Source organism: Enterococcus sp. CWB-B31, from assembly GCF_020567645.1.
Lineage (GTDB): Bacteria > Bacillota > Bacilli > Lactobacillales > Enterococcaceae > Enterococcus_L.
Genome location: NZ_JAJDJW010000001.1, coordinates 1 through 24,721, shown reverse-complemented (window position 1 = coordinate 24,721; position 24,721 = coordinate 1). Strand labels below are relative to the sequence as shown.

Here is a 24,721-nt window from a genome sequence, read left to right as displayed (position 1 = left end):
TCCTCCTGTTTTCATTAGTTTATCACAGCCATTCGGTTATCTCAATCCAACAAATTTTATTTTCGAAACTAAAAATATTTACGAATGAAATTACATATGTTAAAATCGAACTGAAAAACAGGAGGGAAAAGTAATGAGTGAAACAGCATGCATATTCAATATTCAAAAATTCAGTATTCATGATGGCCCCGGTATTCGAACTGTTGTTTTCTTTAAAGGCTGTCCGCTGAAATGCTACTGGTGTTCAAATCCAGAATCACAGTGCGGTGAACCTGAACAAATGTGGAATAGCCAAAAAAAAGAGACAACAATTATAGGAGAATATAAGACAATCGCTGAAATTGTCAATGAGGTCATGAAAGACGAACCCTTTTATGAAGAATCGGGTGGTGGTGTTACGTTGTCAGGCGGAGAAGTTTTGTATCAGGCAGTCTTTGCAACTGAATTACTAAAAGAGCTTAAAAAGAAAAATATTCACACCGCCTGTGAGACAACCGGTTATGCAAAAACTGATGTTTTTGAAGCATTTATCCAGCATGTTGATTTATTATATTTTGATGTAAAGCATTATGATTCAGCCAAGCATAAAAGCGGCATCGGTGTACCGAATGAACTGATTTTAAAGAATTTGCAGACAGCAGTTCGCACGCATGCCGGACTCGTAGTTAGAATTCCGGTTATTCCCTTTTATAATGATAGTCTGGCTGATGCAGAAGAATTTTCAAAGCTATTCAATGAAATGGGCGTTAATCAGATTGAACTGCTGCCCTTCCACCAGTTTGGTGAAAAAAAGTATCAATACTTGAATCGGGATTATGCAATGCATGATATTCCTCAGCTGCATACAGAGGATTTGTACACCTATAAAGCAGTGATGGAAGCTGCCAATATTCAATGTCTGGTCAGATAAAAAAGTGTTTTACCTCGAGATATCAAGTATCATGTGCTCCTGCGATTACTCGTCGCAGTTAAGTTCATGCACGTGCTCCTGCAGTTACTCGTCGCAGTTAAGTTCATGCACGTGCTCCTGCGGTTACTCGTCGCAGTTAAGTTCATACACGTGCTCCTGCGCTTCTTACGAATGCTCGAATCATACAAAGACGGGAACACCGTCTATTCGTTTTTTAGAGCATGCGACATAGTCTTGTCTTTCATCTTTTTACTACAAAACAGCCTGAATTCCCCTCAACAGACGTTCTGTTCCTTCCAGTACCTTCTCTCGGGGTGCACCAAGGTTCAGACGCAGATACATACTTCCTTCTGCTCCATAGGTTTCTCCTCGCATAATCGCTACTTTTTCCTGTTGAATAAGCACCTTTTGCAGTTGATCCATGTTAACCGGTAAAGTTGTCAAATCAAGCCAAGCCAGATAACTAGCTTCAGGTATATACGATGAGATGAATGGATGATTCTTCAATTGTTCATGCATCACCTGAAAATTTCCATCAATATAATGATTCAGCTCTTGCAGCCACAGCTCCTGATGTGTATAGCAGTCCTGCAATGCCAACAGCCCGAGATAAGGAACAGATGATAAACCATCACGACCTTTTAACACAGTCAAAAACTGATCCCTCAATTTTTCATCAGGAATCACACAATACGAACAGCCTAATCCGGGTGTATTAAATGATTTTGAAGCTGAAGACACCAACATAACCGGTACTTTAATCTGCTTAATAAATTTTAGTACTGGAAGATGATCAATGCCCGACCGTCGAATATCCATATGAATCTCATCACTGATCAGACCAACCTGATAACGATTACACAGATCAATGATAGTTAAAAGCTCTTCTTCCGTAAATGCTCTGCCAGTTGGGTTATGAGGATTACATAAAAGAAAAAGCTCCGGCTGTTCTGTTTTAAATGCTTCTTCAAGTGTTGAAAAATCAATATCAAACCGTTCATTTTTTATCAGACTAACTGAGATTAACTGCTGATGATTCTCTTTGATAGTATTAAAAAAGGCATCATAACAAGGTGTCAGCGTGACAATCTTTCCCGCTCTCTTTGAAAGCAGCTGCAATGCTGTAGATAAGCTGTAGATTACGCTGGGACTGTAGACAATCCAGTCATCTTTCAGCTGTGTGTGAAACTGTCGGCGGAACCAACCGCTTATAGCTCCTTTAAACTCTTTATGATTCCAGCGGGTATAGCCAAAAATCCCTTTTTCTACAGCTGCATTCAACACTTGCTTCGTTCCAGAGGGAAGCTCGAAATCCATATCTGAAATAGAAAAAGGCAGTAAATTTTTCTCCCCGAAACGATCCTGAATATAGTCCCACTGTGTAGAATAGGTTCCGTATCTGGAGATTACTCGATCAAAATTTGTCATTCAACTCACCCAATTTCTTTTCAAAATTTTCAATATATCGACAAATCAGCGTAACGGCATTTTCACAATCTGACAAATGAACCATGGAATTCCATGAATGACAGTAGCGGACTGGAACACTTATAACAATTGTTGGTTTTCCTTCATAAAGTTGAATGGAGCCGGCATCTGTTCCACCGCCGGTAAACTGATCAAATTGATAAGGAATCTGATTCGACTCAGCTGTTTCCTTCAACGCATCTGCCAAAGTTATATCGGCAAGTGCCGTTTTATCATACAGACAGATACCGGGACCTGCTCCTAAAATACGGGTTTTGGTTGAAGCAGCCTTCGGTGTATCCTTCCCGTTTGCTACATCGATGATCAGATTAATATCTCCCCGAACCTTCGGTGCAGCCACTTTTGATCCCCGTGTACCTGCCTCTTCCTGAGCCGTCGCAACACCCAGAACTTCGATCTGAGCCAGTTCATTCTTGGAAAAATAATCCATAACACCAGCCATTACACTACAGCCTACACGGTTATCCAATGCTTTTCCTGTAATGAAGTTACCTGTTGCCGTTTCCTGAGCAGCTGTATCCGGTGTGATCATATCACCAATCTGAATTCCCAGATCTGCTGCCTCCTGCCGACTGCCGGCGCCAAGATCAATATACATCTTATCAACCTCAACAACCCTGTCATCCATCACAGAACCTTCAGACAGCGTTCCGACAATTCCAATAAAAGTCTGTCCGGTTTTTCTCGAAGTAATGCGGACTCTCTGACCTAAAATGACATGTCCCCACCAGCTGCCGATTGGCTGAAAACGAATAAAGCCAGCCGAATCAATCTCTCTAACGAAAAAGCCAACCTCATCCAGATGTGCATAAACAGCCACCCTTTTTTTCTTCGTTGTCAAATCGCCAAAATAATAATTTTTAAACGTATCCTTAAATGAAGATTGTTTGATAATCGTTGCCAGATAATCACCCACTGCATCTTCTCTTCCCGCAATTCCATCCAAATTTGATAAATAAAGCAAATGATCTTTTAGTTCCATTCGAGTTCCATCCATTCTTTGCTTGTTTGTGTAAAGCTTTTTACTCTGCCGTCAGCTGTGATAAAAATATCATCTTCGATCCGAATACCGTAGTCTCCTGGAAAATAAATGCCTGGTTCAACAGTAAATACCATTCCTTCACGAATATTGACAGCGCTGTCCTGATTAACCACAGGATATTCATGACAGGACAGACCAATACCATGTCCCAGTCCATGTGAAAAATACTCGGCAATTCCTGATTCTTCTAAATACATTCGAGCAGTTTGATCAATTTCCTTCAGCGTTTTCCCAGTCTCAATCGCCTGAATCGCCTGTTTTTGAGCGTTCAAAACCTGTTGATATGTCTCCTTGATTTTATCAGCTGCTTTTCCCAATGCAAAAGTCCGTGTCATATCAGAATGATAGCCATGATACATGCAACCAAAATCAATCATAATCAACTCATCCGGCTGAATAACTTTTCGGGATGCATGTGCATGAGGCAGGGCTGTCCGGTTCCCTGATGCCACAATGGTCTCAAATGCAGGTCCTTGACTGCCGATTCGCTTACTGTAGTAATCAATTTCATTGGCAACATCCAACTCAGACATACCTGGTTTAATAATTGTTTTGATATACTCAAACGTTTGATCTGCCAACATCGCAGCCTCTTTTAAATACCTGATTTCTGTCGGCTCTTTAATCATCCGGAGCTGTTCAATCAGATGGATGGTCTCAATCAGTTTTCCCTTCTGCTCAGAAATGACTGCTTCAAGTTCAAGATACATTAGATAAGAAATGGATGACCGTTCAAAGCCGACACTGCCATCTCCAACAATTTCAGCCAGATACTGCCACTGATTTTTTTGCGGTGTTGTTGTAAGAATACAGATATTTTCTGTCTGCTGTTCTGCCTGTTCTGTATAGCGTCCATCAACTAACAGATATTCCCGCTCATCCCCCACAACTAAAAGTCCATTTGAACCAGTAAAACCAGACAGGTACCGGTAATTGATTTTATCACTTACTATCAAAAAATCGATCGAATAGTTTTCATGCATTATTTTTTTCACTTGTTTTAGCCGTTCATTCATCGGCTGCACCTCCTTGCTTTAAAACAGAATGAGAATAGAGGAATGATTACCGAAAAAGCAACCCTCCCTCCACCTCATATTTTATTCCATTAGAAATCTAAATCAGACAGCAATGCCTCATCTTCTTCACTTAGGATTGAATGACTCTCTTTTACATCTTTTTCCTGCTCAAGTTCCTGACGCTCCAACACTTTGAAAAACGGCAGATATAAAGCAAAAGACAGACCAATTTGAACCAGCTGAATAATAATTGCCCGCCAGTCAAAGCCAGTCAGAAATCCTTCCATGAAGACCGGTACATAAGGCGGATCAAAAATCGGATAATTCAGCCAGCCCAGCTTCATGCAGATCATTGGAATCATCCCCACAAAAGCACCGCCAAAGATAAACGGGATCATTAACACCGGATTCAAAATAATCGGCACTCCGAAAAGAACAGGCTCATTAATCCCAAATAATGAAGGCAGAAGCGCAACCGCTCCGACTTTTTTATATCGTAGAGATTTGCTGACAAGCATGGCTATAACCAGACCCATTGTCACACCGGAACCAGTAAAATTTGCGAACGCGGATAACGTTCCTCCGGTAATAACGTGCGTCAGCGGCTGACCTGCTTCATGTGCTGCGATATTTTCTGACAGATACTGAACTGCGATCGGCGATAGAATAGGCGACAACACGGCTGAATGAATGCCGAAAAACCAGAAAACCAAACGCAGAACTAAAACAAAGTAAATGACCCCTAATGAATCCAGTCCACCAATTGCCGGTGCTAGAAACTCCATAATAACCTGCGGCAGCAGAACCCCGCCCGTCAGTGCATCCGTAACCGCTCGAACTGTAATAAACAAGACTCCAATGGTTGCTGTCGGTGTAATCAGTTCAAAGGAACTGGAAACAAAATCAGGTACCCCTTCCGGCATCTTGATAACAAGCTTATGCTTTGTAAAAAACTGATAGATTTTAACACAAATAATAGCGATAAAAATTCCTGCAAATAGTCCTTTTGAATCCAGATAGGTTGGAATGATATTTCCATTCTCATCCACATCCATCGCAACCAGTAAAAAACCAATTGCCGACAGAATCATGGACCCAATCGTATAGAGTTTCCATTGTTCACTCAGAAAATAAGCAATTGCCAGCACTGCATAAAGACCCACCAACCCTAATGACACTTTTGATAAAAGACCGAAAATGTAGCCGTACTGCTCAAACCAGTTTTGAACAGGTGCTGCATTAATAAACTCTGGAATCGACGGAAAAATTGCTGCTACTGAGCCTAGTAATAAAGCTGGTGTTAAGACGACCATTCCCTTTTTAATGGCAGTCAGATAAGCATTGTTATCTACTTTGTTCGCAACCGGTACAAGGGTCCTGCGAATAAATCCTTCAACTCTGTCAAAGGCCGATACTTTCTGTTGTTCCATTTTCTCTCCTCCAAATAACAAATTTATTGATTTTTGCGGTAAGCTAATATTGCCTGTTTCATGACTGTCGCTCCATCCATTGATCCATAAATATCAGATGTAAGCAGAACAGCAGGTTTATTCAGTTTGTCTGCCTCCCCTTTGATGAACGCATATTTGTGGCTGAGCTGAGGACCAACCAAAATAACATCGTACTCATTAATATACCGATCCAGCTTATCCACTCCGATGGCTTCCATCGGATAGTCTTCAATTTCAAGCTTAGCTGAATCCTTTACTACTTTCTTCATGGCTTCCATCATCATGGTTGTTGAAAAACCACCTGCACAGACTAATAACGTTTTCATTTTTTTCATCCTTTCTTACGCTTCAAGATTTTTCTCTTTCAACATCCCTATCATCTCTTCGATCAGATCTCTTGCAAGCAGACTATTCATCAGATGGTCCTGAGCATGAACCATCAATAATGTTGTTTCTGTTTTTTCTCCATTAATTTCTTTGGTAATCAATGCAGTTTGTTCTTCATGGGCTGTGATACTCTTTTCCTTTGCCTCCTGCATCTTTACTTCCGCTTCCTCAAATTTTCCTTTTCTGGCCAGACGCAGCGCCTCAAACGCAGCACCTCGGCTGTCTCCGGCTGAAGATATAATCTGAAAAATACTTTTTTCCTGTTCTGTCATGTCTGCTTATCCTTTCTTAATCAATTCTCTTAAATAGTGAGAAAAGTCCTGATAGTTCTTAATGCCGTTTAAATTCTTCTCCAAATTTTGATCATCAATCATGCGGATCATCAAACGACTGATTTCCTTGTGTAAAAAGAGATGTCCGTTTTCAATATTAATCAGAAAAATTAACCGGACAGGCTTCTTTCTGTATGTTAATCCCGGTCGAAGCAGTATAACATCAATACATTCTTTCAGTGCTCTGGCCTCCATCGGGTGAGGTCCGGCAATCCCATTTTGATAAATCGTATCCAACAGCTTTTCCCGCTGCAGAACCAGCTCTGTATACTCAGCCGCAGCATACCCATCATCCTGCAGCCGTTCTGCCCTTTTTTTCAATAAATCAAGGTAACTCGTTTCTTTTGCAATACTAAAATTCTCTTTCGAAAAAAGTGACAACAGCTGATGATCAACATCCGTTTCCAACAGCTGATTTTCCCGAATCAGCAGCAGATCATTTTGAATTTTTTGAATTTCTTTTTCTGTCAGCAGTGCCTGTGTATAAATGACAGGTATTTTAGTAAATTTCTGTTCAATTGGTACCGTTGAAATAATCAGGTCAAAATCTTCGTCAATTTCATTGCTCTCAATGATCGAAAACGTCTGAACCTCTGCATTGGCAAAAATCTGTTCCAGTTTGGTTTTCAAAAAATAAGAAGCCCCTCCGCCAGTCGCACAAATGACAGCAATTGATCGATATCGCTTAATCTCTTTCTGAGATGTCTTTTCCAGACTTGCGGCAAAGTAAATTGCTAAATACCCCATTTCATCCTTACTGATTTTCACTTCGACATTATCACTAATCAGTTGAATAAATTCATAGGTAATTGTAAATACATTGGCATAGCGGGTATACACATCTTCAATAATCGGATTTTCCAGCTGATGTCCACCGTAGAGCCGCTGCAGCAGCGGCGCCACATGAAGAATCAGTGCACCGCTCAATTCTTCATCATGACTGAAAAAAGTGTGGTATTTATGATCAATCACTTTCAAGCTTTGCTCAATATATCTGCGAAGATCATCATATTTGGTCAGCTCATTAACGGCTAGCATTTTTCCATAAAGCTGACGAGTCAAATAATTTTTTTCATTTCCCGGGAGTTGAATCCCCAACTCAGCCTTCAGATAAGCCGCAATTTGATCTGTGAGATTTTCATATTCTGTTGATGCTTCGTCTTGTTCCTGTACTTCTTTCAACAAGTTATTCTGTCTGATACGAAATCCCAAAAGCACCACATGCTGGACCAGATTATCCAAGACAAGATCGTTCATTTTGATTTCAAACTGCTGAATCTGCTGAATCAAATAGGCTTTAAACCTCTCTTCATCAAAAGCGGAAAGAAATGCCGCATACTCTGCCGTAATTTTGGGCTGAGTGATTTCATTACGGAGCAGTTGAATGATCAGTGCTCTCCGGTTTTCCTCCGAACCAACAACTTTATATCCATAATGAGGTTTTGAATACAGGGTCAGACCATCCAGTTCAAATTCTGTTCTCACTTGATTCATATCTTTTTTCACAGTTGAAACACTAACAGCCAGTATATTGGATATCTGAGTCATTGTCAGATAGTCATTTGCAAAAAGCAGCAGTAAAGCAATATTTGTTTTACGTGAATTCGGATTTAAAATCTCTCGTTCATTTTCTGCAGAGAGTTGAGTGAAATAGTTGTTAAATGCTGGATGGTCAAATATCTCCAGACCGTATCCCAGCCCCCTCTTGTTCGTAATCTGAAAGCCATGACGACTTGCTGCGGCATTGATCAACTTTATATCACTGGAAATGGTGCGAGGTGAGACTTCGAATAAATCCGCCAGCTTCAACAAGGACTGACGACCGGTACTGGCAATCAAGTACTGAATGATTTTTTCTTCCCTCATCTGTTTTTCCTCCTCGTATAGTCATAAGATAACTTGAAACCGTTTTATTTAAAACAGTCTCTTTTTCAATTTGAAATGGAAATAAGTAGCTTATATTCCTCTGTCGGTATTGTCTCCTTTATCTTAAAATTTTTTTGTCGAAATTTTGCGGGCTTTGTTCTGCATATCAACAGAATTTATCCCCCTCTCTGTCTATTGTCGCTTGTAATTACTCTGACAGTCTGAGAGAATAAAACAACAAATACTATAATGAATATATCCAGAATATCGTTGTTCTTCGAGTGAAGCAACCAAAGAGGATAGTCTCTACACATCAATGAAAAGTACTTGATTACAAACAACTTATGTTCACACAAGGAGTTATATACATGAAAAAACCTCATTACACCATACAGCTACCTGAAGAAGTAGTTCAGGAACTGCAGCTGAAGGAAGAAGAACCGCTTCAGATAAAAATTGAAAACAAGAAAATAATTATTGAACCGAAACGTACAAAAACAGAAAGACAAGCTGTTTCACTTCGCTGGTTTTTAATTCCGTCTTTACTGGTCAGCGTGATCTTTTTCGGCTTTTTTTATGAACAGGGACGGTCCCACCTCTTGCTTACAGGGCGTATTTCCATTGCTGCTTCAGTTCTTATTTTGGGACTTTTAAGCGGCATATGCTCCTTTATTATTTTTTTTGTTAAAGGGAAAAGAAAACAGCTTTTTTCATTTAAAGACATTTACTGGCGAAACTTCCTCACCATACTAATTTCTTTTGTGATCATTCTTGCATTGGTTTTACTGGGATTTTTCTGGCTTTTGGGAATTCTTTTTGAAGGAGCCAGCTTTGATCTTTTAACAGCGACATTTATCTTTTTTGTGTTTGTTGGAATGATCAATTACCTGATGATTTATTTTGCACTAGCTATCTCACCAGCACTGATCACAACTCTGCTGATCTCCGTCATCATCGGCGGTGTATTGATGTCAATGGCTGCAAATGGACAGCTTCAGTGGTGGCAGTACAATTTCAGCTTTTTAGGAACCAGCAATGCCAACAGCAGCTGGCAATTTAATCTAACGCTGATTATTTCTGCATTGCTGATGATCGCACTGATTGACTATCTCTTTGTTTCCCTGCAAAAATCAATGACTAAAAATATTCAACTGACCATTTTGCGTATTTTACTGACATTGACGGCAATTGATTTGGGTGCTGTTGGTTTCTTTCCCAACAATGGAAACGGACGACTTCATGAGCTGCACAATCAGGCAGCAAACTATCTTGTTTACATGATTATTATTTTGATTATCAGTATTCGCTGGCTCCTGCCAGCTATTTCCAGAGAATTTCTGGGAATCTCGTATATGATTGCAGCCGTACTGCTTATCGCCAATGTTCTGTTCAAAAATATTGGTTATCTCTCTCTGACTGCCTTCGAACTGATCGCCTTCTTTCTGGCATTCAGCTGGATTTTACTTCTGCTGCAAAATTTACAGAAACTGACAAGAAAAGTTGCACCAGTCTATGAGATCGCCTTTAATTCACAGGAAACACTTCAGGACACAACTGTGGCTGATATTGCAGAAAACAGAAAATAGTGGGTAAGATATTCTGTTGAATATCTTACCCACTAATCTTAGTATGTTTTTTTGTTTATTCAGCTGATTCAATTAAACATTTCCTGAAAGACTTATTCTGTTGTCTTTATTTTGTAGATTGTGGATGAATAGTACGCCTTCTCCGGTCTCAAAGTAATATCACCAAATTCAGAGAAATGCTCTGCCCCCGGTGCCTCCTGAGTCTCAAAAGTAATACCTCCATGATCCACCATTTTTTCGCCTTGCATTATCGGCCCTTCTCCGGAGAAGTTTGCTGTAAAAATAACGACTGCCGAACGATCCGTGAACACCTCTACTTCAATCCTATTATCGGGACTGATCAAAGTCGCATTTGGCTCTTTGCTGCTCTCTTTTTTCAAAAAGAATGGATGATCCATTCCCTTTGTTTGAATAATTTGCTGATCCTCACTGTTAAATGCTTCTACCAGCTTTTTCCCCTTTCGAAAATCAAACGCCGTTCCTTCTACAGAAACACGCTCTCCTTTAACTGTTATATCCTCGTTCACTGGAGCATATTCTTCCGCTCGAACCATTAATTCGTGGTCATCAATAACTGCGGCAGGATCTCCCAACAGATTAAAATACACATGATTAGTTGGGTTAAACAATGTTGGCTGCGTTGTTTTAGCATGATAGACAACTTCCCACTCATTTTCTTCATTCAGACTATAGGTCACTGAAACCGCCAGTTCTCCCGGAAAACCATTCTCACCAGCTGGGCTCACCAAAGAAAATGTAACAGATGCCTTTGACTCTTCTTCCTTTGTCTCAGCAAGCCATGTTTTCGCTTCAAATCCCAGTATTCCGCCATGTAACGTATGCAGCTGGTCTTCTGCCCGTTCTATTTGAACGGTTTTACCATCCATAGTAAATGTTCCATTTAGTATTCGGCCAGCTACTCGACCGATTGTTGCACCAAAATACAAATCTTTTTCTTCATATTCCTCTGCTGAATCAAAGCCCAAAACGATATTTCGTTTTTCTTCTCCTATCGGAACAAGAAGCCGAACAATCCGGGCTCCTAAATCCGTAATCTCCATAATAACACCCTTTCCATTTTCAAGAGAATAAAGTGTCGCTCCGTTGCCAAACGGTTTTTGTGTCAGTTTCATTATTCATTTCTTCCTTTCTCGACGATCTTCCGTTCTTTTACATGCATAATCTATAACAACCATTTTACATGAAATTTCTTTAAATGGCACTAAGTCAGCTGTAAAAACAGAAAAGTATCTTGTAATCTGGAAACCCCTTTCAATTTATCATTGAAATTCTTTAGTAAACGTTTTATAATATATTTACTAAATATTTTACCACGAGGTGAAAAAATGGAAAAGAGCTTAGAGAAAAAATTTAACACAATTTTTGAGACAGAGAGCAGCAGCAGCTATTTTGCACCTGGAAGAATTAATTTAATCGGTGAACACACAGATTATAATGGCGGTCATGTCTTCCCTGCTGCAATCAGTATTGGTACCTATGGAATTGCTGAAAAAAGGGACGATCGAACCGTTCGCATGTACTCTGAAAATTTCCCGGAAAAAGGAACCATCGCTTTTTCACTGGATGACCTTTCCTACAATCAAGAACACGATTGGGCAAATTACCCTAAAGGAGTGATCAAGTATTTAATTGAAGCCGGGGCAAAAATCGAATCTGGTGCAGACATTCTTTTTTATGGAACCATCCCAAATGGTGCGGGACTTTCCTCTTCGGCTTCCATTGAGCTGCTTACAGGAGTTATCTTTAACGACCTGTTCAAACTGCAGCAGGAAACACTGGACTTGGTTAAAATCGGCAAGCGAGTGGAAAATGAATTCATTGGTGTAAATTCTGGTATCATGGATCAGTTTGCCATCGGTATGGGGAAAAAGGATCACGCAATTCTGCTGGATACCAATACATTGAAGTATGAATTAGTACCAGCTGCATTCGGAGAATATACGATTGTCATCATGAATACAAATAAACGAAGAGAACTGGCTGACTCAAAATACAATGAACGACGAGCTGAATGTGAAGAAGCACTGCATCGGCTGCAGACAATACTTGAGATACAATCTTTAGGTGAGCTGACAGAAGAGCAGTTTAATCGACATCAATCTTTAATTGAATATCCTGTTCTGATAAAACGGGCACGACATGCAGTGACTGAAAATCAGCGAACATTAAAAGCAAAAGCAGCACTGCAGGCTGGAGATCTGGAAGCTTTTGGTCTGCTGCTGAATGATTCCCACCGTTCATTACAGGAAGATTATGAAGTAACTGGTATCGAGCTGGACACACTGGTTGACTTTGCACAAAAGCAGCCAAATGTTCTGGGTGCCCGGATGACAGGTGCAGGTTTTGGCGGCTGTGCTATTGCTTTAGTGAAAAAAGAGGCTGTTGAAGCCTTTAAAGAGGCTGTCAGTTCTGGATATAAAGAAGCAATTGGCTATGCAGCTGATTTCTATCCGGCAGAAATTGCCGATAGTGCCGGAAAACTGATAAAATGATCTAGAAAGTCTAAAAAATGAAGAATTGAGGAAATCAAATGACAATATTAATTTTAGGGGGAGCTGGATATATCGGTTCTCACGCAGTAGATTTATTTATTAATGAAGGACAGAAAGTCGTTGTTGTCGATAATTTGGCTACTGGTCACCGAAAAGCTGTTCATCCGGAGGCAGCCTTTTATCAGGGAGACATCAGAGATAAAGCTTTTTTACAGAGTGTCTTTCAAAATGAAAAGATCGATAGCGTTGTCCATTTTGCTGCAAGCTCTCTGGTTGGAGAATCTGTTGAAAAGCCGCTGCTTTACTTCAACAACAATGTTTATGGTATGCAGGTACTTCTGGAAACAATGGTTGAGTTTAATGTCAAATACATTGTTTTTTCCAGTACGGCAGCAACTTATGGCGAGCCTGAAGTTACACCAATCGATGAAACTACCCGGACTGATCCAAAGAATCCATACGGTGAAAGCAAGTTGATTATGGAAAAAATGATTAAATGGTGCGACAACGCCTATGGTCTGAAGTATGTGGCTCTGCGCTATTTCAATGTTGCCGGGGCAAAATCTGATGCTTCTATTGGAGAAGATCATACGCCTGAAAGTCACCTAGTTCCAATCATTCTTCAGACAGCGTTGGGACAGCGGCCGCAGCTGCAAATTTTTGGAGATGATTATGGTACACCAGACGGTACTTGTATTCGCGACTATGTTCATGTAGAAGATTTAGCTAAAGCACATCAGCTGGCTCTGAATTATCTGGAAAACGGTAAAGACAGTTCTGTCTTCAATCTTGGCAGCAACCACGGCTACTCTGTTAAGGAAATGCTGACAGCGGCAGAAAAAGTTACTGGAAAAGCAATTCCGGCGACTGTTGTACCACGCCGAGCAGGAGATCCCAGCCGTCTGGTTGCATCCAGCAAAAAAGCACAGGAAATTTTGGGGTGGCAGCCGAAATATACAGATATTAACGAAATTATTAAAACGGCTTGGGAGTGGCATCACAGTCATCCTAATGGATATCAGGATTAGGAGGAAAAAGAGTGTTAGTGAGTCAGACTGTTACAGATTTTACAACACTTGTTATCCAATCCGGAGAATGGGAAGAAATAGACCGCCTCTATTTGGAAAACAGAGTTTTATGCTTAATCGGTGAAGAAATGATGGAGAACACCCCTGTCAGAAACGTTGAACAATCTGCTTTGGAGCTGGTTGAGCTGCTGCTTGCCAAAGCTCAGGAGAACCAGGTAATTGGGGATTTACAGGCAGAAACAGATATTCTGGAAGCTCAGCTGATGGATTTGCTGACGCCCTCCCCCTCTGCTGTAAATAAATTTTTTTCAACCTTGTATGACGAATCACCCGAAAAAGCAACAAGCTATTTTTACAGGCTTTGTCAGGAAAACAACTACATTAAAACAAAAGCGATTGCTCAAAACCTTTATTTCCCTGTTGAGACAGATTACGGTACTTTGGAAATTACAATCAATCTTTCCAAGCCCGAAAAAGATCCTAAGCAGATTGAAGCGGAAAGAAATGCGCCAAGCATTGCCTTTCCAAAATGTATGCTGTGTATGGAAAATGAAGGCTATCAGGGCAGACTGAATTACCCTGCCCGCACCAACCATCGGATTATTCGAATGGATATTGCCGACGAAAAATGGGGCTTTCAGTATTCACCCTATGCATATTATAACGAACACTCGATTATTCTGTCGGAAGAGCATCGACCAATGCTCATCAATGAAAAAACATTTCAGCGGCTGTTAAACATCACAGAGGTACTGCCTCACTATTTTGTTGGCTCAAATGCCGACTTGCCAATTGTCGGCGGCTCTATTCTGTCACACGACCATTATCAGGCAGGCCGTCACACATTTCCAATGGCCAAAGCCTCTGTTGAACAGAAATTTATAGTTCCCGGATTCGAGCAAATCCATGCTGGAATCGTAAAGTGGCCAATGTCTGTTATTCGACTAAGCAGCCGCTCGCAGGAAGACCTGATTCAAGCCTCTGTTATGATTTTAGAAAAATGGAGAAGTTATTCTGATCCGACAGTAAGGGTCTCAGCTTATTCAGAAGACGGAACTCCGCATCATACTATCACACCAATTGCACGACGTAATGGAGAGCTGTTCGAGCTTGATCTGGTTTTGAGAGATAATAATACGTCAGAGGATCATCCGGATGGTATTTTCCATCCTCATAAAAATGTGCAGCATATCAAAAAAGAAAATATTGGTTTAATCGAAGTAATGGGACTGGCCATTCTTCCTCCCCGTCTGGCAGATGAAATAAAAGAGGTTGAAAACTATTTACTGAATAAACCAAATATAATCAATGATCGACATTTGGATTGGGCAAATCAGCTGAAGGAGCAAAATTTCACTGCTGAAACCGTTCGCTCTGTTATCGAAAACTCTATCGGACATATTTTTGAGCAAGTACTAATTGACGCTGGGGTTTTTAAAAGAGATACGGAAGGTCAGGAAGCCTTTCAGCGATTCATTAATTATTTATAAAGAGAGGTTGATACGATGGCTACAATTAAAGATATTGCACAGCTTGCCGGAGTATCTCCAGCAACTGTTTCCAGAGTATTGAATTACGATGCCGAACTCTCTGTTGCACTGGAAACCAAGAAAAAAATTTTTGAAGCAGCGGAAGAATTGAACTATACCAAGTATAAAAAGAATCAGCGGGCAAGCAGTCAAACAGTTCGCTTAATTCAATGGTTCAGTGATCAGGAAGAACTGGAAGATATCTATTATCTTTCTATACGACTGGGAATCGAGAAGAGAGCAGAAGAAGCGAACGTTCAGCTAATCAAGGAATCCTTCGACACATTATCTGAACGAACTGCCGATGGGACGATTGCTCTTGGAAAATTTGATAACGATCAGATTAAGGAACTGGCTTCGCTGGATGGTGAACTGCTATTTGTCGACTTTGACGGAATCACCTATGGTCACAATTCAATTGTTGTCGATTTTTCTCAGGGAATGGACTTGGTATTCAACCACTTTATGAAGGCAGGGTATAAAAAAATTGGTTGTTTGACAGGTGTTGAATTCACAAAAGGCAACAAAACGCGTGTTGAAGATCCCCGCTTCCAGTATTTGAAATCAAAGCTTGAAGCAGCAGAATTATTTGATGAGCAACTGATTATCTCTGCAGATTTTTCTTTGGATGATGGATATAGACAAACTAAAAAATTTTTGGAGACACATTCTGAATATCCGGAAGCTTTGTTTGCCTCAAGTGATGCATTGGCAATCGGTGCTTTAAAAGCCTTTCAGGAAGCAGGTTTGCGCATTCCAGAAGAAATCTCTGTTATTGGATTTAATGATGTCAGTGTAGCGAAATATGTTTCACCTGCATTGACAACTGTAAAGGTTTATACAGAATGGATGGGTGAACTGGCCATTGAAACAATGGATCAGCTGATTCGGGAACGTGCTCCTGTTCCAAGAAAGATCACTGTTGGAACTGAGCTGATTGTTCGCCAGTCCAGCTGATTCACTTTAAAGACGAATAGCTGAAAGAAACGCTCTAATGAAATATCCACCTGTAATACCAGAACCAAAAATCTGATATTACAGGTGGATTATTTTTATCGCTGTTTAGGACCTGTCTGAAAACTCTAGCGGCAACTATTTTCGAAAAAATGGACAGAGACTACTTTCCATTTAAAAAAGGATGCTGTCCCGTTCTTCGTATTGGCAACGCAGACCATTCTACTAGATGCTCCTACATTAAAGAAAATTCTTGTATCTACAAGTCTCACTACACTGCACTTCGTTTCGATCTCATCAATTTCTAAATGGCAGAGCCATTAAGAATTGAAGGACCTTGTTCGATTCTCGATACAAACATGTCTATTTGGAAAAGCGTTGGTAAAACCCATTTCCTCCATTGTTTTCTGATTCACTCTAGTTTCATAGAAAGAGCGAATCAAAGAACTGTTCTTATTTGGTCCTGTCGTTCATTCCTCTGGAACCGCTGCGATTGATTTATCAAAGCAAGTCTTTTCATACGATCAGTAATAGCAAAAGCACTTATACAGTCTAAAACTACGACCAGTAACCGCAGGAGCACTTACACAGCCTGAAACTGCGACGAGTAACCGCAGGAGCACTTACACAGCCTGAAACTGCGAACAGTAACCGCAGGAGCACTTACACAGCCTGAAACTGCGAACAGTAACCGCAGGAGCACTTACACAGCCTGAAACTGCGACCTGTAACCGCAGGAGCACTTACACAGCCTGAAACTGCGACCTGTAACCGCAGGAGCACTTACACAGCCTGAAACTGCGACGAGTAACCGCAGGAGCACTTACACAGCCTGAAACTGCGACGAGTAACCGCAGGAGCATATACTGCATACTACTACTTGGCTCTTGAAGCTCTGTGCTTCTACAATCTCCTTTTCAAGTCCTTCTTGTACGCTTTCATACACCTTTATTGATAGGCTAGGTCTCTTGATGAATTAGTCATTTTCAAAAACTTCTTTACCCACTAAATGACTGTAATATTCCAACCATCTTTTTGAAGTATGCTCTTCAGAATAATACGCTGCTGCTTCTTTGGACCTCACTCTGTACTCTTCCAGCTTTTCCGGATTCCCAGCGTACTCTTTCAGCAATTGATCCATTTGTTCTGCATCTTCCGCTTTCAGATACGAATCACCTAAAATGCCTGTATATAAATCTAAATGCCTCAGCATAACCGGCGTTTCACAGTTAAATGCTTCCAAAATACTTACAGGAAACAGCTCACTGAATGATGGAAGCAGAAATACATTCGCAATATTGTAATAGCCGACAATCTCTTCCCGATCAATGATTCCTGTAAATAAAAGATTGGCAGGGGGATTATCATAAATTTCCTTGTATTCATCATAGCCATCAGTAATTTTTCCAAATGAGAAGCCGCCAGCCCAGATAAACTGAATATCCGGATTCCGTTTAGCCAGTTCAATAAAATCGTCTACACCTTTTCGCTTCTGAATTTGTCCGACACCTAATACCACAAATTTTTCTTCCTCAATCAGTTTATCTCGTCTAAATGCCTGCTTATCCGTATCACTCATTTTGAAAAAGACATCGGTGCTGACAAAATTTGGGATATACGCTACTTTTTCCCGTGACACCCCTAATGCTTCCAGTTTGTTGATAAAATCAGGATTAACAACTACCAACTGATCCATACGCTTGTAAAAGGACATCAGGTATTTATCAAAAACCGCTTTAAACGGTTTGGCCAAAGTGATACTTCCTTCTAGGGTTTCAGGTAAAAAGTGAACATATCCCACTCTGACTCCCCGTGATTTTTTGAAAAAAGTTGAGAAATAGAACGTTGGATTTATTGTATGATAATGTGAAATATCTGATTTTCCATACGTATTTACCTTTATTTCCAGCGTATCGCTGAAATTCTTCTTTAACGTTTTCATTAATTCCGAGTAGGCACTTCCCACTCCCTGACCACTAACTTTTTCTGCCTGCGAGAACATTGTAATTTTTATCATAAGCACTTTTCACCATAATCTTTTTCTAAATTTATTTACTATTTTACTATCTCTAAAGTAAGCGGAAATCTTCTGCCTTGCAGCAGTCAATTTCAAATTTCCTTCCTTACTTTTTCCGTTTCTATATGTCCCAATCAGTCAAATCAGCATTTATATTGCGGGTAGCATACAAACTTTAACGTTCGTTATCCAGTTTACTATCTCTTTCGTTTTTTGTAAAATTATCTCATTATTAATTCTATACCGATCAAAATAAGTTCCTTCTGACTGAGGGATTGGATAGACCTTTTCACCATTTACTATTGACTCTATCCTATTAAAAAATATTTGTCTATGGATATTCTTCTTTCTTAATAACTACAGTGAAAAATCAGTCTTTAGACTGACAAAATACTGAATAAAAAATCGAAATGAAATAAAAAATAACACCTAAAATATCAAACAGATATCTTAAAAATACTCTTTTATATAAAAAACAGGTGCAGATTATTCCAAAGATTTTCTTGTTGTTTTCATCAAGGTATATCCCAAAAAAGCAATTTCTATCACCCGCAAGTATTTACCTCTGTCCAAGCCCCTTCTCTTTTCTTTCAAAATAAATAAAAAAAGAACCTGAGATTGTCTCTATTCAGGCTCTATAATAAAGACAGCTTCTCCGTTCAAGAGAAACTGTCTTTAAAAATTCCATTTTTATGCTGAACGTCCAACAATTACACTACCGCTATAGCCAAATCCAACACGAGTAATGCTTGGATTCAATTCCCAGTCGCGGTGTCCGCTTCCTGTTGAAGTCGTCATGTTTGTTTCATAATACCAGGCATTAATTACTGCTGAACCTGGTGCAAACATAATAGCGATTACTTCATAGCCATTTGACCAGTGATCTGAAGGAATTTGGAAACCAGATCCTTCAACTAATGCCGCACGAGCTGTTGCTGTTGCTGCAAGACCAGCATCCCAACTTACAGGGTTCAATCCATGTGAGCTGCGCAATGCATTCAATGCTGCCAATGTCGGATCAGAAGAGTTTGAGACTGTACCGCCGCCGGAATTATTATTACCGGTATTTCCTGTTCCTGAATTTGATGATCCGCTGTTTCCTGAACTGCTTCCAGTATTTGGCGCTTGCGCTTGCGTTGTTCCGCTGTCCTGACTGGTTTGAGTTGCTGAAGTAGCTGTACTTGATTCTGTTGTTTTGGCAGAAGCTGCTGCTTTTTGTTCTTCAACTGCCAGAGCTGCTGCTTCGGCATCTTTTTTCGCTTGTTCTTCAGCTGCTTGTTTCTCAGCTGCAACACGAGCTTGTTCTGCTTCTGCTGCTGCTTTTTGTTCTACCAATGCTGATTTTGAACTCTCAGCTGATGCTTGTTCCAATTCCAAAGAAGACTTCAAAACGTTTAAATCTGCTTGCTTTACAACAATATCTTCTTTTTTGACTTCTAATTCAGCTTTTGTTTCTTCAATTTGAGCTAGTTTCTTTTCATTCTCATCTTGTTTTGCAACAACTGCTTCTTTATCTGCTTTTTGTTGTGTTACCAAGTCATTATTGGCGCTGACAATTGTTGAAATTGCCTGAATACGGCTGATTGCATCTGTAAATGAGCTTGCATTCAAAACAGCATCCATCATTGTTGTACTTTGACCATTGACCTGTACATCACGAGCCTGATTTTTGATTGCTTCTTCGCGCTTTTCAATGCGAACCTTTAACTCTTCAATTTCAGTTTTCAGCTGTTGTGTTTTATTTTCAAGCTCCAACTGTTGTTGTCTCAGCTCAGTACCTTCTTCAATAATAGCTGAAATATCAGATTCTAAGGAAGCAATCTGAGAAGCAACTGTTCCCTGCTGCTCCTTAAGGTTGGAAATTTCACTGTCTTTTTGCTGTATTTTTTCATCAAAGTTATCTGCTAAAGTAATACTGGGAGCTGCTATCGTACTAAGTGTCAGTGAACACAATAATAATGATGCAAATATACGTTTCTTCACTCTTAATTCCTCCGACGGATTCTCACCAATTAATTTTTTTAAATTTAATCCTCAATTGCAACACGTAAATTCTAACATAACCATGTGTCAATTTAGAAATATTAACATTACAAGAATATTTCAACTTATATCAAACATTACTTTAATATCTTATTATCCCCGTTTTTAAGTACTATATGAAGAAAATTTGAGAGGTTTGTCTGTTTAACAAGATGAAATTTTTTTCGTACTTTCTAAGACTATCACAAACCTGCTATTTTTGTAAATTCATAATCATACTAAAATAAACGGACCTTAGCAGGCAACTCAAAAGAATCTATGAAAAACTTACTAATTAAATAACTGATCCACCTGACAACGACTCACCATCATTGAATGTTCTGATAGTAAAAAATACAAAAAAAAGCGCCATAACAACTATTTAAGCTCAACACTGCTCATTGCAAATTTTTACTTCGCTAACTAATATAACACAATCAAGCCATTGCAAAGCAAGAGAATGAGAACAGTTTGTGAATACTTGTATATCAAGTATTTGTAAGGCTCCCTTAGCAAGTGGGAACATTTTCCTGAAAAAACAGTAGCTTATAAAAAGCAACTAATCTATCTCGGTTAAACCTGTATTGCATAATTAAATGAACAAATTTCCTATATGTAAACTATCATCCAAGTACTTCCTAGAGAGCAGGCGGCCCAATCGAACTGCTCTTCTTTTTTTACAATGCAACAAGATAGAGACTAAAAAAATAATAAGGAATAGAAGAAATAAATCCTCGGTAACTGCATATTTTAAAGGAGCTGCTCTCACAGAAAATATAACTGAAGGTTGCCAGAACTATTTCTCCTTCTTGCTATACTATAAACTAAACCATATACAAGCTGGAGAAGGAGACTGTGACAAACACTCATTTCACCGACAGGGACCTTCTATTTTATCTGAGCGGCAGGAGCTTCAATCATTATAGATACAGCAGAAAAAACACTGCTTTCTTTGACAAACAAAGAAATATATCCAGCATTAGTTGAGAGAGCAATTGACCCACAGCTTTTTAATTCTGTCTCTTTCTCTTCTTACAAAATGAAAATTATTGTCTCAACACAACTATGCAAAATAAAAAATACTCACAATTGAAAAATTGCTGAGACAGTCGTTAATTTCGAGAGATACAAGCCAGACAATGTATCATTTTGCATCAGGTCAAAACTCAGTCTTCCATAATTAGTATTAATTCATAAACAATTCTTAAATTAGTTAACAGCAAACTTGTACTCACCGTTTTATCGAAACCGCTTTTGAAAAGCGATTGAAGTAAAGAGGATTTTCGTAATCTGAATTTTGAGAATACACGGCTTATCAACAATATACAGTTTATTTTTAGTAAAAAGTAGGCACTGACTCAGCAGATGCTGACATTTCAAGCAGCGGCAGTTAAAAACAAAAAAATGTCTTAGTTTCCTTTTTAACTAGGAAGTCATTCAGAAGAACAGGAATATTTCTTTTTCTTTAAATGCAAAGTTTCCTCTTTTAAAATACGAACTTATGTTTTATAGTAGAGGAAAAACTTAAAGGAATTTGAAATGAAAACTTCATTAACTATACAGATGGAAGAAGCTCTTTATTATTATTGCCGTGAAAATGGCGATATTGTCATAGAGGAAGTCAATATGCCGGAGGATCATGGCGTCGTTGATACGCTCAGCTGTCGTTTGATTTCAGAAAATCAGTTTGAGTGGCGCTGCTATGAACTTAAGATAAGTAAAGCGGACTTTCGTTCAAAAGCTAAGCTTTCTTTTGTGGGACACTATAATTATTTTGTCCTGCCGGAAGCTCTTTATGAAAAAGTAAAAGATGACATTCCCGGACATATTGGGGCGATGGTTTACCACTCCTATCTGCCAGCTGAAAATCTGACACTCCCAGGCTATTTTACTATTGAAAAAAAACCACAAAAGCAAAAACTTCTAGTCAACGAACAGACCTTGCTCTTCCGACTAATCGGTGCTCAGGCAAGAGAAGTAGGAAAAGCCAAACAGACAGCACGGGGGCTAAGGGTCTTTTCAACAGATCAGCTCTATAAAGAATTAAAGAAAAGACAGCCGGATTATGATTTGTTTGGCGGCGGAGTTAATTTCTATGATCGCTTCGTAGAAGATATTCAAAATCAGGCAATTGAAGCTTTAAAAAGCGAACTAGAAGCAACTCGTGAAGCCTACTTTGAACTGGAACAACGATTTTTGGAGGGAGACTAATGTATTATCCCTATTTTCGCGGCAAGCAATTTGATCTATTTGCACTGACTGCACTCCTTGAAAAGGAGCGTTTATCCAGAAACATTCTGCCGATTATCGAACCTGTTAAAAATTCCAATGCTTTAAAAAAACTTTTATCAGAATCCCAAAAAAAACAACATCCCTTCTATCTAATCCAAAACCCTCAGTCCGGTGATTTCCTGACTGCTGAAGGGGTAGATTTTTTAAATTCGCTACCCTCTGCCAATGCATTGATTATTAAACAGCCGATTGAAACACTTGATGAAACACCTAAGCTATTAATCGTAAATGAATCTACTCCGATATTGGAGAGTGACTGGCTGAACAATCAGACAGCTGTACTTTTACCAGAGGAATTTCGATTGCTCCAAAAGATAAAAGGTCCTAAAATTCTGTCTCAGGATGTGTTTACACGACTGCCTAAAACTATATTCTACCAGGAAGTACCGGATGAACTCTTTTCAACTACCCATCTGTCCTATAAAAAACGTGGATTTGTTGGATTTAGTGATTTTTCGATTGACAGCCGTATCTATTATGAAGGTGGTTATCCATCCCCAATATTGAGTCTGCATCTTGTCTATTTCGAAGGAAGAGTACTTCGGATACATCATTTTCTTTCCAGCGAAGAAGCCCCTTCTCAACAAGACAAATTTTTTGAACTGATGAACGAAGTTACTGACTGGTTGAAGAAATTGTGCGGGGATACACCAACTTTAGGAATTCAACTGTTGATCGATTCAGTAAACATACAGAAGTTTCCCGGAATGGGCGTGATGCGTAAAGCAGCAGTCATGCATCATTTAGAGCTGATGTCCAGATATCTGGATAATCAGTTTTTGGATTGAGGCTGTTAGAATTGCTGATAAATCAGATAAATTTTTTGTAAATTAACCACTTATTCATTCTTCTATCCTATTGAACAACAAACTGCAAAAAGAAAGTGAATAGAGTAAAAATAAAAAAGTAATTATTACTAATACCGGTGGAGGTATCGGCAGTGTCATTCTAACCAGATGTCTAAAAGAAAAATATTATCTCATTGAGACAGCTCTTAGTCATGGTAGTCTGACTAAATCTATGTATTGGTGATTCTCCTGCCTCAAATGTAGAAACTCTTTGATACGAAAAGTATTAAACACGCGATTTAAGTGTTGGACAATATGAGAACGATCAATGATAAACTTCGCTTTGGAGAAGACTTGTGGAATTAATTGAAAATAGTGGATATTCATATCTGTGACTAGAACACGTACCTTCTCTGAATCGGGACATTTCTTAAATCAATGGATGAGGTTCTTCGATTTCCAGGAAGGAAGCAGATCAACTAATTCTTCCTCCGGTTTCTCCATTGATACAGATAGATCTCATGTTATCTTCAAGGAAAGTATAGGTACAAAATCCATCCAACATCAACACGGAAGGTAAACAGGTTCATTTTCATATAAGGAGATACACTTCTGTACTTTTAAGAACACGGCTGACTGTATAATGGACACCTTAACAGAGAGAAGTGATCAGATGAAGAGAAATTTTCTCTTTTAATAACACAGCAATCTTCCCAGAAAAATGCTTAGCAATACAGCAATGAGAAGCAACAAAATAAGATTGAGACATCTAATGACAGGTATAAGCCAAACAAAAATAACACTGTTTGGCCAGTTCCATGACAAGAGGTAAATAATTAAAGGAATCAAAGCGAATTCTAGTAACCTTTATTCCGTTCTAACTGGTTGTAAAGGGCTCCTCTGAACAGGCACAATGAGGAACAGAGAACTTAAACTGGCATAGATGATCAGTTCCAATTTATTATAGAGCAAAAAAAGACAGAAGAACTGAGATTTTATTCTCAGTCCTGCTGTCTGCTTCCCCTTTAAAATATATGTTTGTACTTAAATCATGGAATCCAATGTTCCTGACTGTCAATCGTTTCATCCCTTGACAGTGCTTCTCCATTATCGTCAAAGCTGCCACCCATATTCATACTGCCAACAACGATTTTGCTGACAACTTTGTTTTTCATTGTGACTTCGATAATCTTCCCCACAGTCACATTGTCCAGTTCAATAAAAACTTCCTTGTACATTTTTTATTGTTAACAGATTTAAATCCAAATTCAGAAGGCCGTCAAGTCATTCAAAGGCAATAAGCGCATACGAACAACCCCTATCACCTGCTCCTTGTCGATCAGTCCATAATCTCGACTGTCATACCCATATTCTCTATTGTCTCCTAAAACCAAATAACAATTCTTGGGGATGACCGCTTCCCGGCTGATATCATACTGATCAAAATCAGCCGTGTACTGTCCCCCATTTTTTTGGGCTTCATTGATTTCATCAATGATA

At 39.3% G+C, this 24,721-nt stretch carries 20 protein-coding genes and 1 pseudogene; 8 read left to right on the top strand and 13 right to left on the bottom strand.

The annotated features are described in order from the left end of the window. The first annotated feature begins 133 nt into the window (after nucleotides 1-133). The gene (locus tag LI954_RS00100; RefSeq protein ID WP_202067082.1) at nucleotides 134-910 is read left to right on the top strand and encodes a glycyl-radical enzyme activating protein; all 777 of its coding nucleotides are present in this window, start codon (nucleotides 134-136) and stop codon (nucleotides 908-910) included. Nucleotides 911-1,162: 252 nt separating this feature from the next. Here LI954_RS00100 and LI954_RS00095 read toward each other — a convergent pair whose 3' ends face one another. From LI954_RS00095 to LI954_RS00065, 7 genes are all read right to left on the bottom strand, one after another. After that, on the bottom strand, nucleotides 1,163-2,338 hold the full coding sequence (locus LI954_RS00095) for a MalY/PatB family protein (protein ID WP_229443148.1): 1,176 nt from the start codon (nucleotides 2,336-2,338) through the stop codon (nucleotides 1,163-1,165). Further along, nucleotides 2,325-3,380: a M42 family metallopeptidase gene (locus LI954_RS00090; protein ID WP_229443146.1), complete on the bottom strand. Its 1,056-nt coding sequence runs from the start codon at nucleotides 3,378-3,380 to the stop codon at nucleotides 2,325-2,327. The genes LI954_RS00095 and LI954_RS00090 overlap by 14 nt, the downstream gene beginning before the upstream one ends. After that, nucleotides 3,371-4,456, bottom strand: a complete 1,086-nt coding sequence (locus tag LI954_RS00085; RefSeq protein ID WP_229443145.1) for a M24 family metallopeptidase — start codon at nucleotides 4,454-4,456, stop codon at nucleotides 3,371-3,373. The genes LI954_RS00090 and LI954_RS00085 overlap by 10 nt, the downstream gene beginning before the upstream one ends. 89 nt (nucleotides 4,457-4,545) lie before the next feature. Then, complete coding sequence (locus LI954_RS00080; protein WP_202067086.1) at nucleotides 4,546-5,886, bottom strand: PTS sugar transporter subunit IIC; 1,341 nt, start codon at nucleotides 5,884-5,886, stop codon at nucleotides 4,546-4,548. Between the two features lie 23 nt (nucleotides 5,887-5,909). Continuing rightward, a complete protein-coding gene (locus tag LI954_RS00075) occupies nucleotides 5,910-6,233 on the bottom strand; it encodes a PTS sugar transporter subunit IIB (protein ID WP_202067087.1) in 324 nt (107 codons plus the stop codon). Between the two features lie 15 nt (nucleotides 6,234-6,248). Further along, nucleotides 6,249-6,566 carry a PTS lactose/cellobiose transporter subunit IIA gene (locus LI954_RS00070; RefSeq protein WP_202067088.1) on the bottom strand — a complete coding sequence of 106 codons (318 nt, stop codon included), beginning with the start codon at nucleotides 6,564-6,566 and terminating at the stop codon, nucleotides 6,249-6,251. A 6-nt stretch (nucleotides 6,567-6,572) separates the two neighbouring features. Continuing rightward, complete coding sequence (locus tag LI954_RS00065) at nucleotides 6,573-8,492, bottom strand: BglG family transcription antiterminator (protein WP_202067089.1); 1,920 nt, start codon at nucleotides 8,490-8,492, stop codon at nucleotides 6,573-6,575. A gap of 368 nt (nucleotides 8,493-8,860) precedes the next feature. Between LI954_RS00065 and LI954_RS00060 the strand changes: the two genes are divergently transcribed. Continuing rightward, nucleotides 8,861-10,078 (top strand): DUF998 domain-containing protein, encoded by a 1,218-nt coding sequence (locus LI954_RS00060; RefSeq protein WP_202067090.1) that lies wholly within the window; start codon nucleotides 8,861-8,863, stop codon nucleotides 10,076-10,078. A gap of 92 nt (nucleotides 10,079-10,170) precedes the next feature. On the opposite strand, the gene LI954_RS00055 is transcribed toward LI954_RS00060, so the two are convergent. Continuing rightward, nucleotides 10,171-11,211, bottom strand: coding sequence for an aldose epimerase family protein (locus LI954_RS00055; protein WP_229443144.1), 1,041 nt, complete (start codon nucleotides 11,209-11,211; stop codon nucleotides 10,171-10,173). A gap of 213 nt (nucleotides 11,212-11,424) precedes the next feature. Here LI954_RS00055 and LI954_RS00050 point away from each other — a divergent pair, with 213 nt between their 5' ends. The 4 genes from LI954_RS00050 to LI954_RS00035 are packed head-to-tail and all read left to right on the top strand — an operon-like array spanning nucleotide 11,425 to nucleotide 16,105. Beyond that, on the top strand, nucleotides 11,425-12,591 hold the full coding sequence (locus LI954_RS00050) for a galactokinase (protein ID WP_229443143.1): 1,167 nt from the start codon (nucleotides 11,425-11,427) through the stop codon (nucleotides 12,589-12,591). Between the two features lie 38 nt (nucleotides 12,592-12,629). Continuing rightward, on the top strand, nucleotides 12,630-13,619 hold the full coding sequence (galE, locus tag LI954_RS00045; protein ID WP_229443142.1) for a UDP-glucose 4-epimerase GalE: 990 nt from the start codon (nucleotides 12,630-12,632) through the stop codon (nucleotides 13,617-13,619). 11 nt (nucleotides 13,620-13,630) lie between these two features. Next, on the top strand, nucleotides 13,631-15,109 hold the full coding sequence (galT, locus tag LI954_RS00040) for a UDP-glucose--hexose-1-phosphate uridylyltransferase (protein WP_202067094.1): 1,479 nt from the start codon (nucleotides 13,631-13,633) through the stop codon (nucleotides 15,107-15,109). A gap of 15 nt (nucleotides 15,110-15,124) precedes the next feature. Beyond that, complete coding sequence (locus LI954_RS00035; protein WP_202067095.1) at nucleotides 15,125-16,105, top strand: LacI family DNA-binding transcriptional regulator; 981 nt, start codon at nucleotides 15,125-15,127, stop codon at nucleotides 16,103-16,105. A gap of 973 nt (nucleotides 16,106-17,078) precedes the next feature. Here LI954_RS00035 and LI954_RS00030 read toward each other — a convergent pair. Both LI954_RS00030 and LI954_RS00025 read right to left on the bottom strand, forming a co-directional pair. Further along, on the bottom strand, nucleotides 17,079-18,119 hold the full coding sequence (locus LI954_RS00030; protein WP_229443141.1) for a glycosyltransferase family 4 protein: 1,041 nt from the start codon (nucleotides 18,117-18,119) through the stop codon (nucleotides 17,079-17,081). Nucleotides 18,120-18,809: 690 nt separating this feature from the next. After that, entirely contained in the window at nucleotides 18,810-20,102 is a 1,293-nt protein-coding gene (locus tag LI954_RS00025) for a CAP domain-containing protein (RefSeq protein ID WP_229443140.1), read from the bottom strand. Between the two features lie 1,578 nt (nucleotides 20,103-21,680). Between LI954_RS00025 and LI954_RS00020 the strand changes: the two genes are divergently transcribed. Together LI954_RS00020 and LI954_RS00015 are read left to right on the top strand one after the other, a co-directional pair. Continuing rightward, nucleotides 21,681-22,352, top strand: coding sequence for a hypothetical protein (locus tag LI954_RS00020; RefSeq protein ID WP_229443139.1), 672 nt, complete (start codon nucleotides 21,681-21,683; stop codon nucleotides 22,350-22,352). Beyond that, nucleotides 22,352-23,221, top strand: a complete 870-nt coding sequence (locus LI954_RS00015; RefSeq protein WP_229443138.1) for a sce7725 family protein — start codon at nucleotides 22,352-22,354, stop codon at nucleotides 23,219-23,221. Before LI954_RS00020 ends, LI954_RS00015 begins: the two co-directional genes overlap by 1 nt. A gap of 210 nt (nucleotides 23,222-23,431) precedes the next feature. Here LI954_RS00015 and LI954_RS16255 read toward each other — a convergent pair. From LI954_RS16255 to lepB, 3 genes and pseudogenes are all read right to left on the bottom strand, one after another. After that, nucleotides 23,432-23,629: pseudogene (locus LI954_RS16255) on the bottom strand (transposase); the annotation flags it as partial. Between the two features lie 641 nt (nucleotides 23,630-24,270). Next, on the bottom strand, nucleotides 24,271-24,459 hold the full coding sequence (locus LI954_RS00010) for a hypothetical protein (RefSeq protein WP_229442142.1): 189 nt from the start codon (nucleotides 24,457-24,459) through the stop codon (nucleotides 24,271-24,273). 30 nt (nucleotides 24,460-24,489) lie between these two features. Then, nucleotides 24,490-24,721, bottom strand: a 232-nt coding sequence (gene lepB, locus LI954_RS00005; protein ID WP_229443137.1) for a signal peptidase I, incomplete at its 5' end; no start/stop codon positions are given.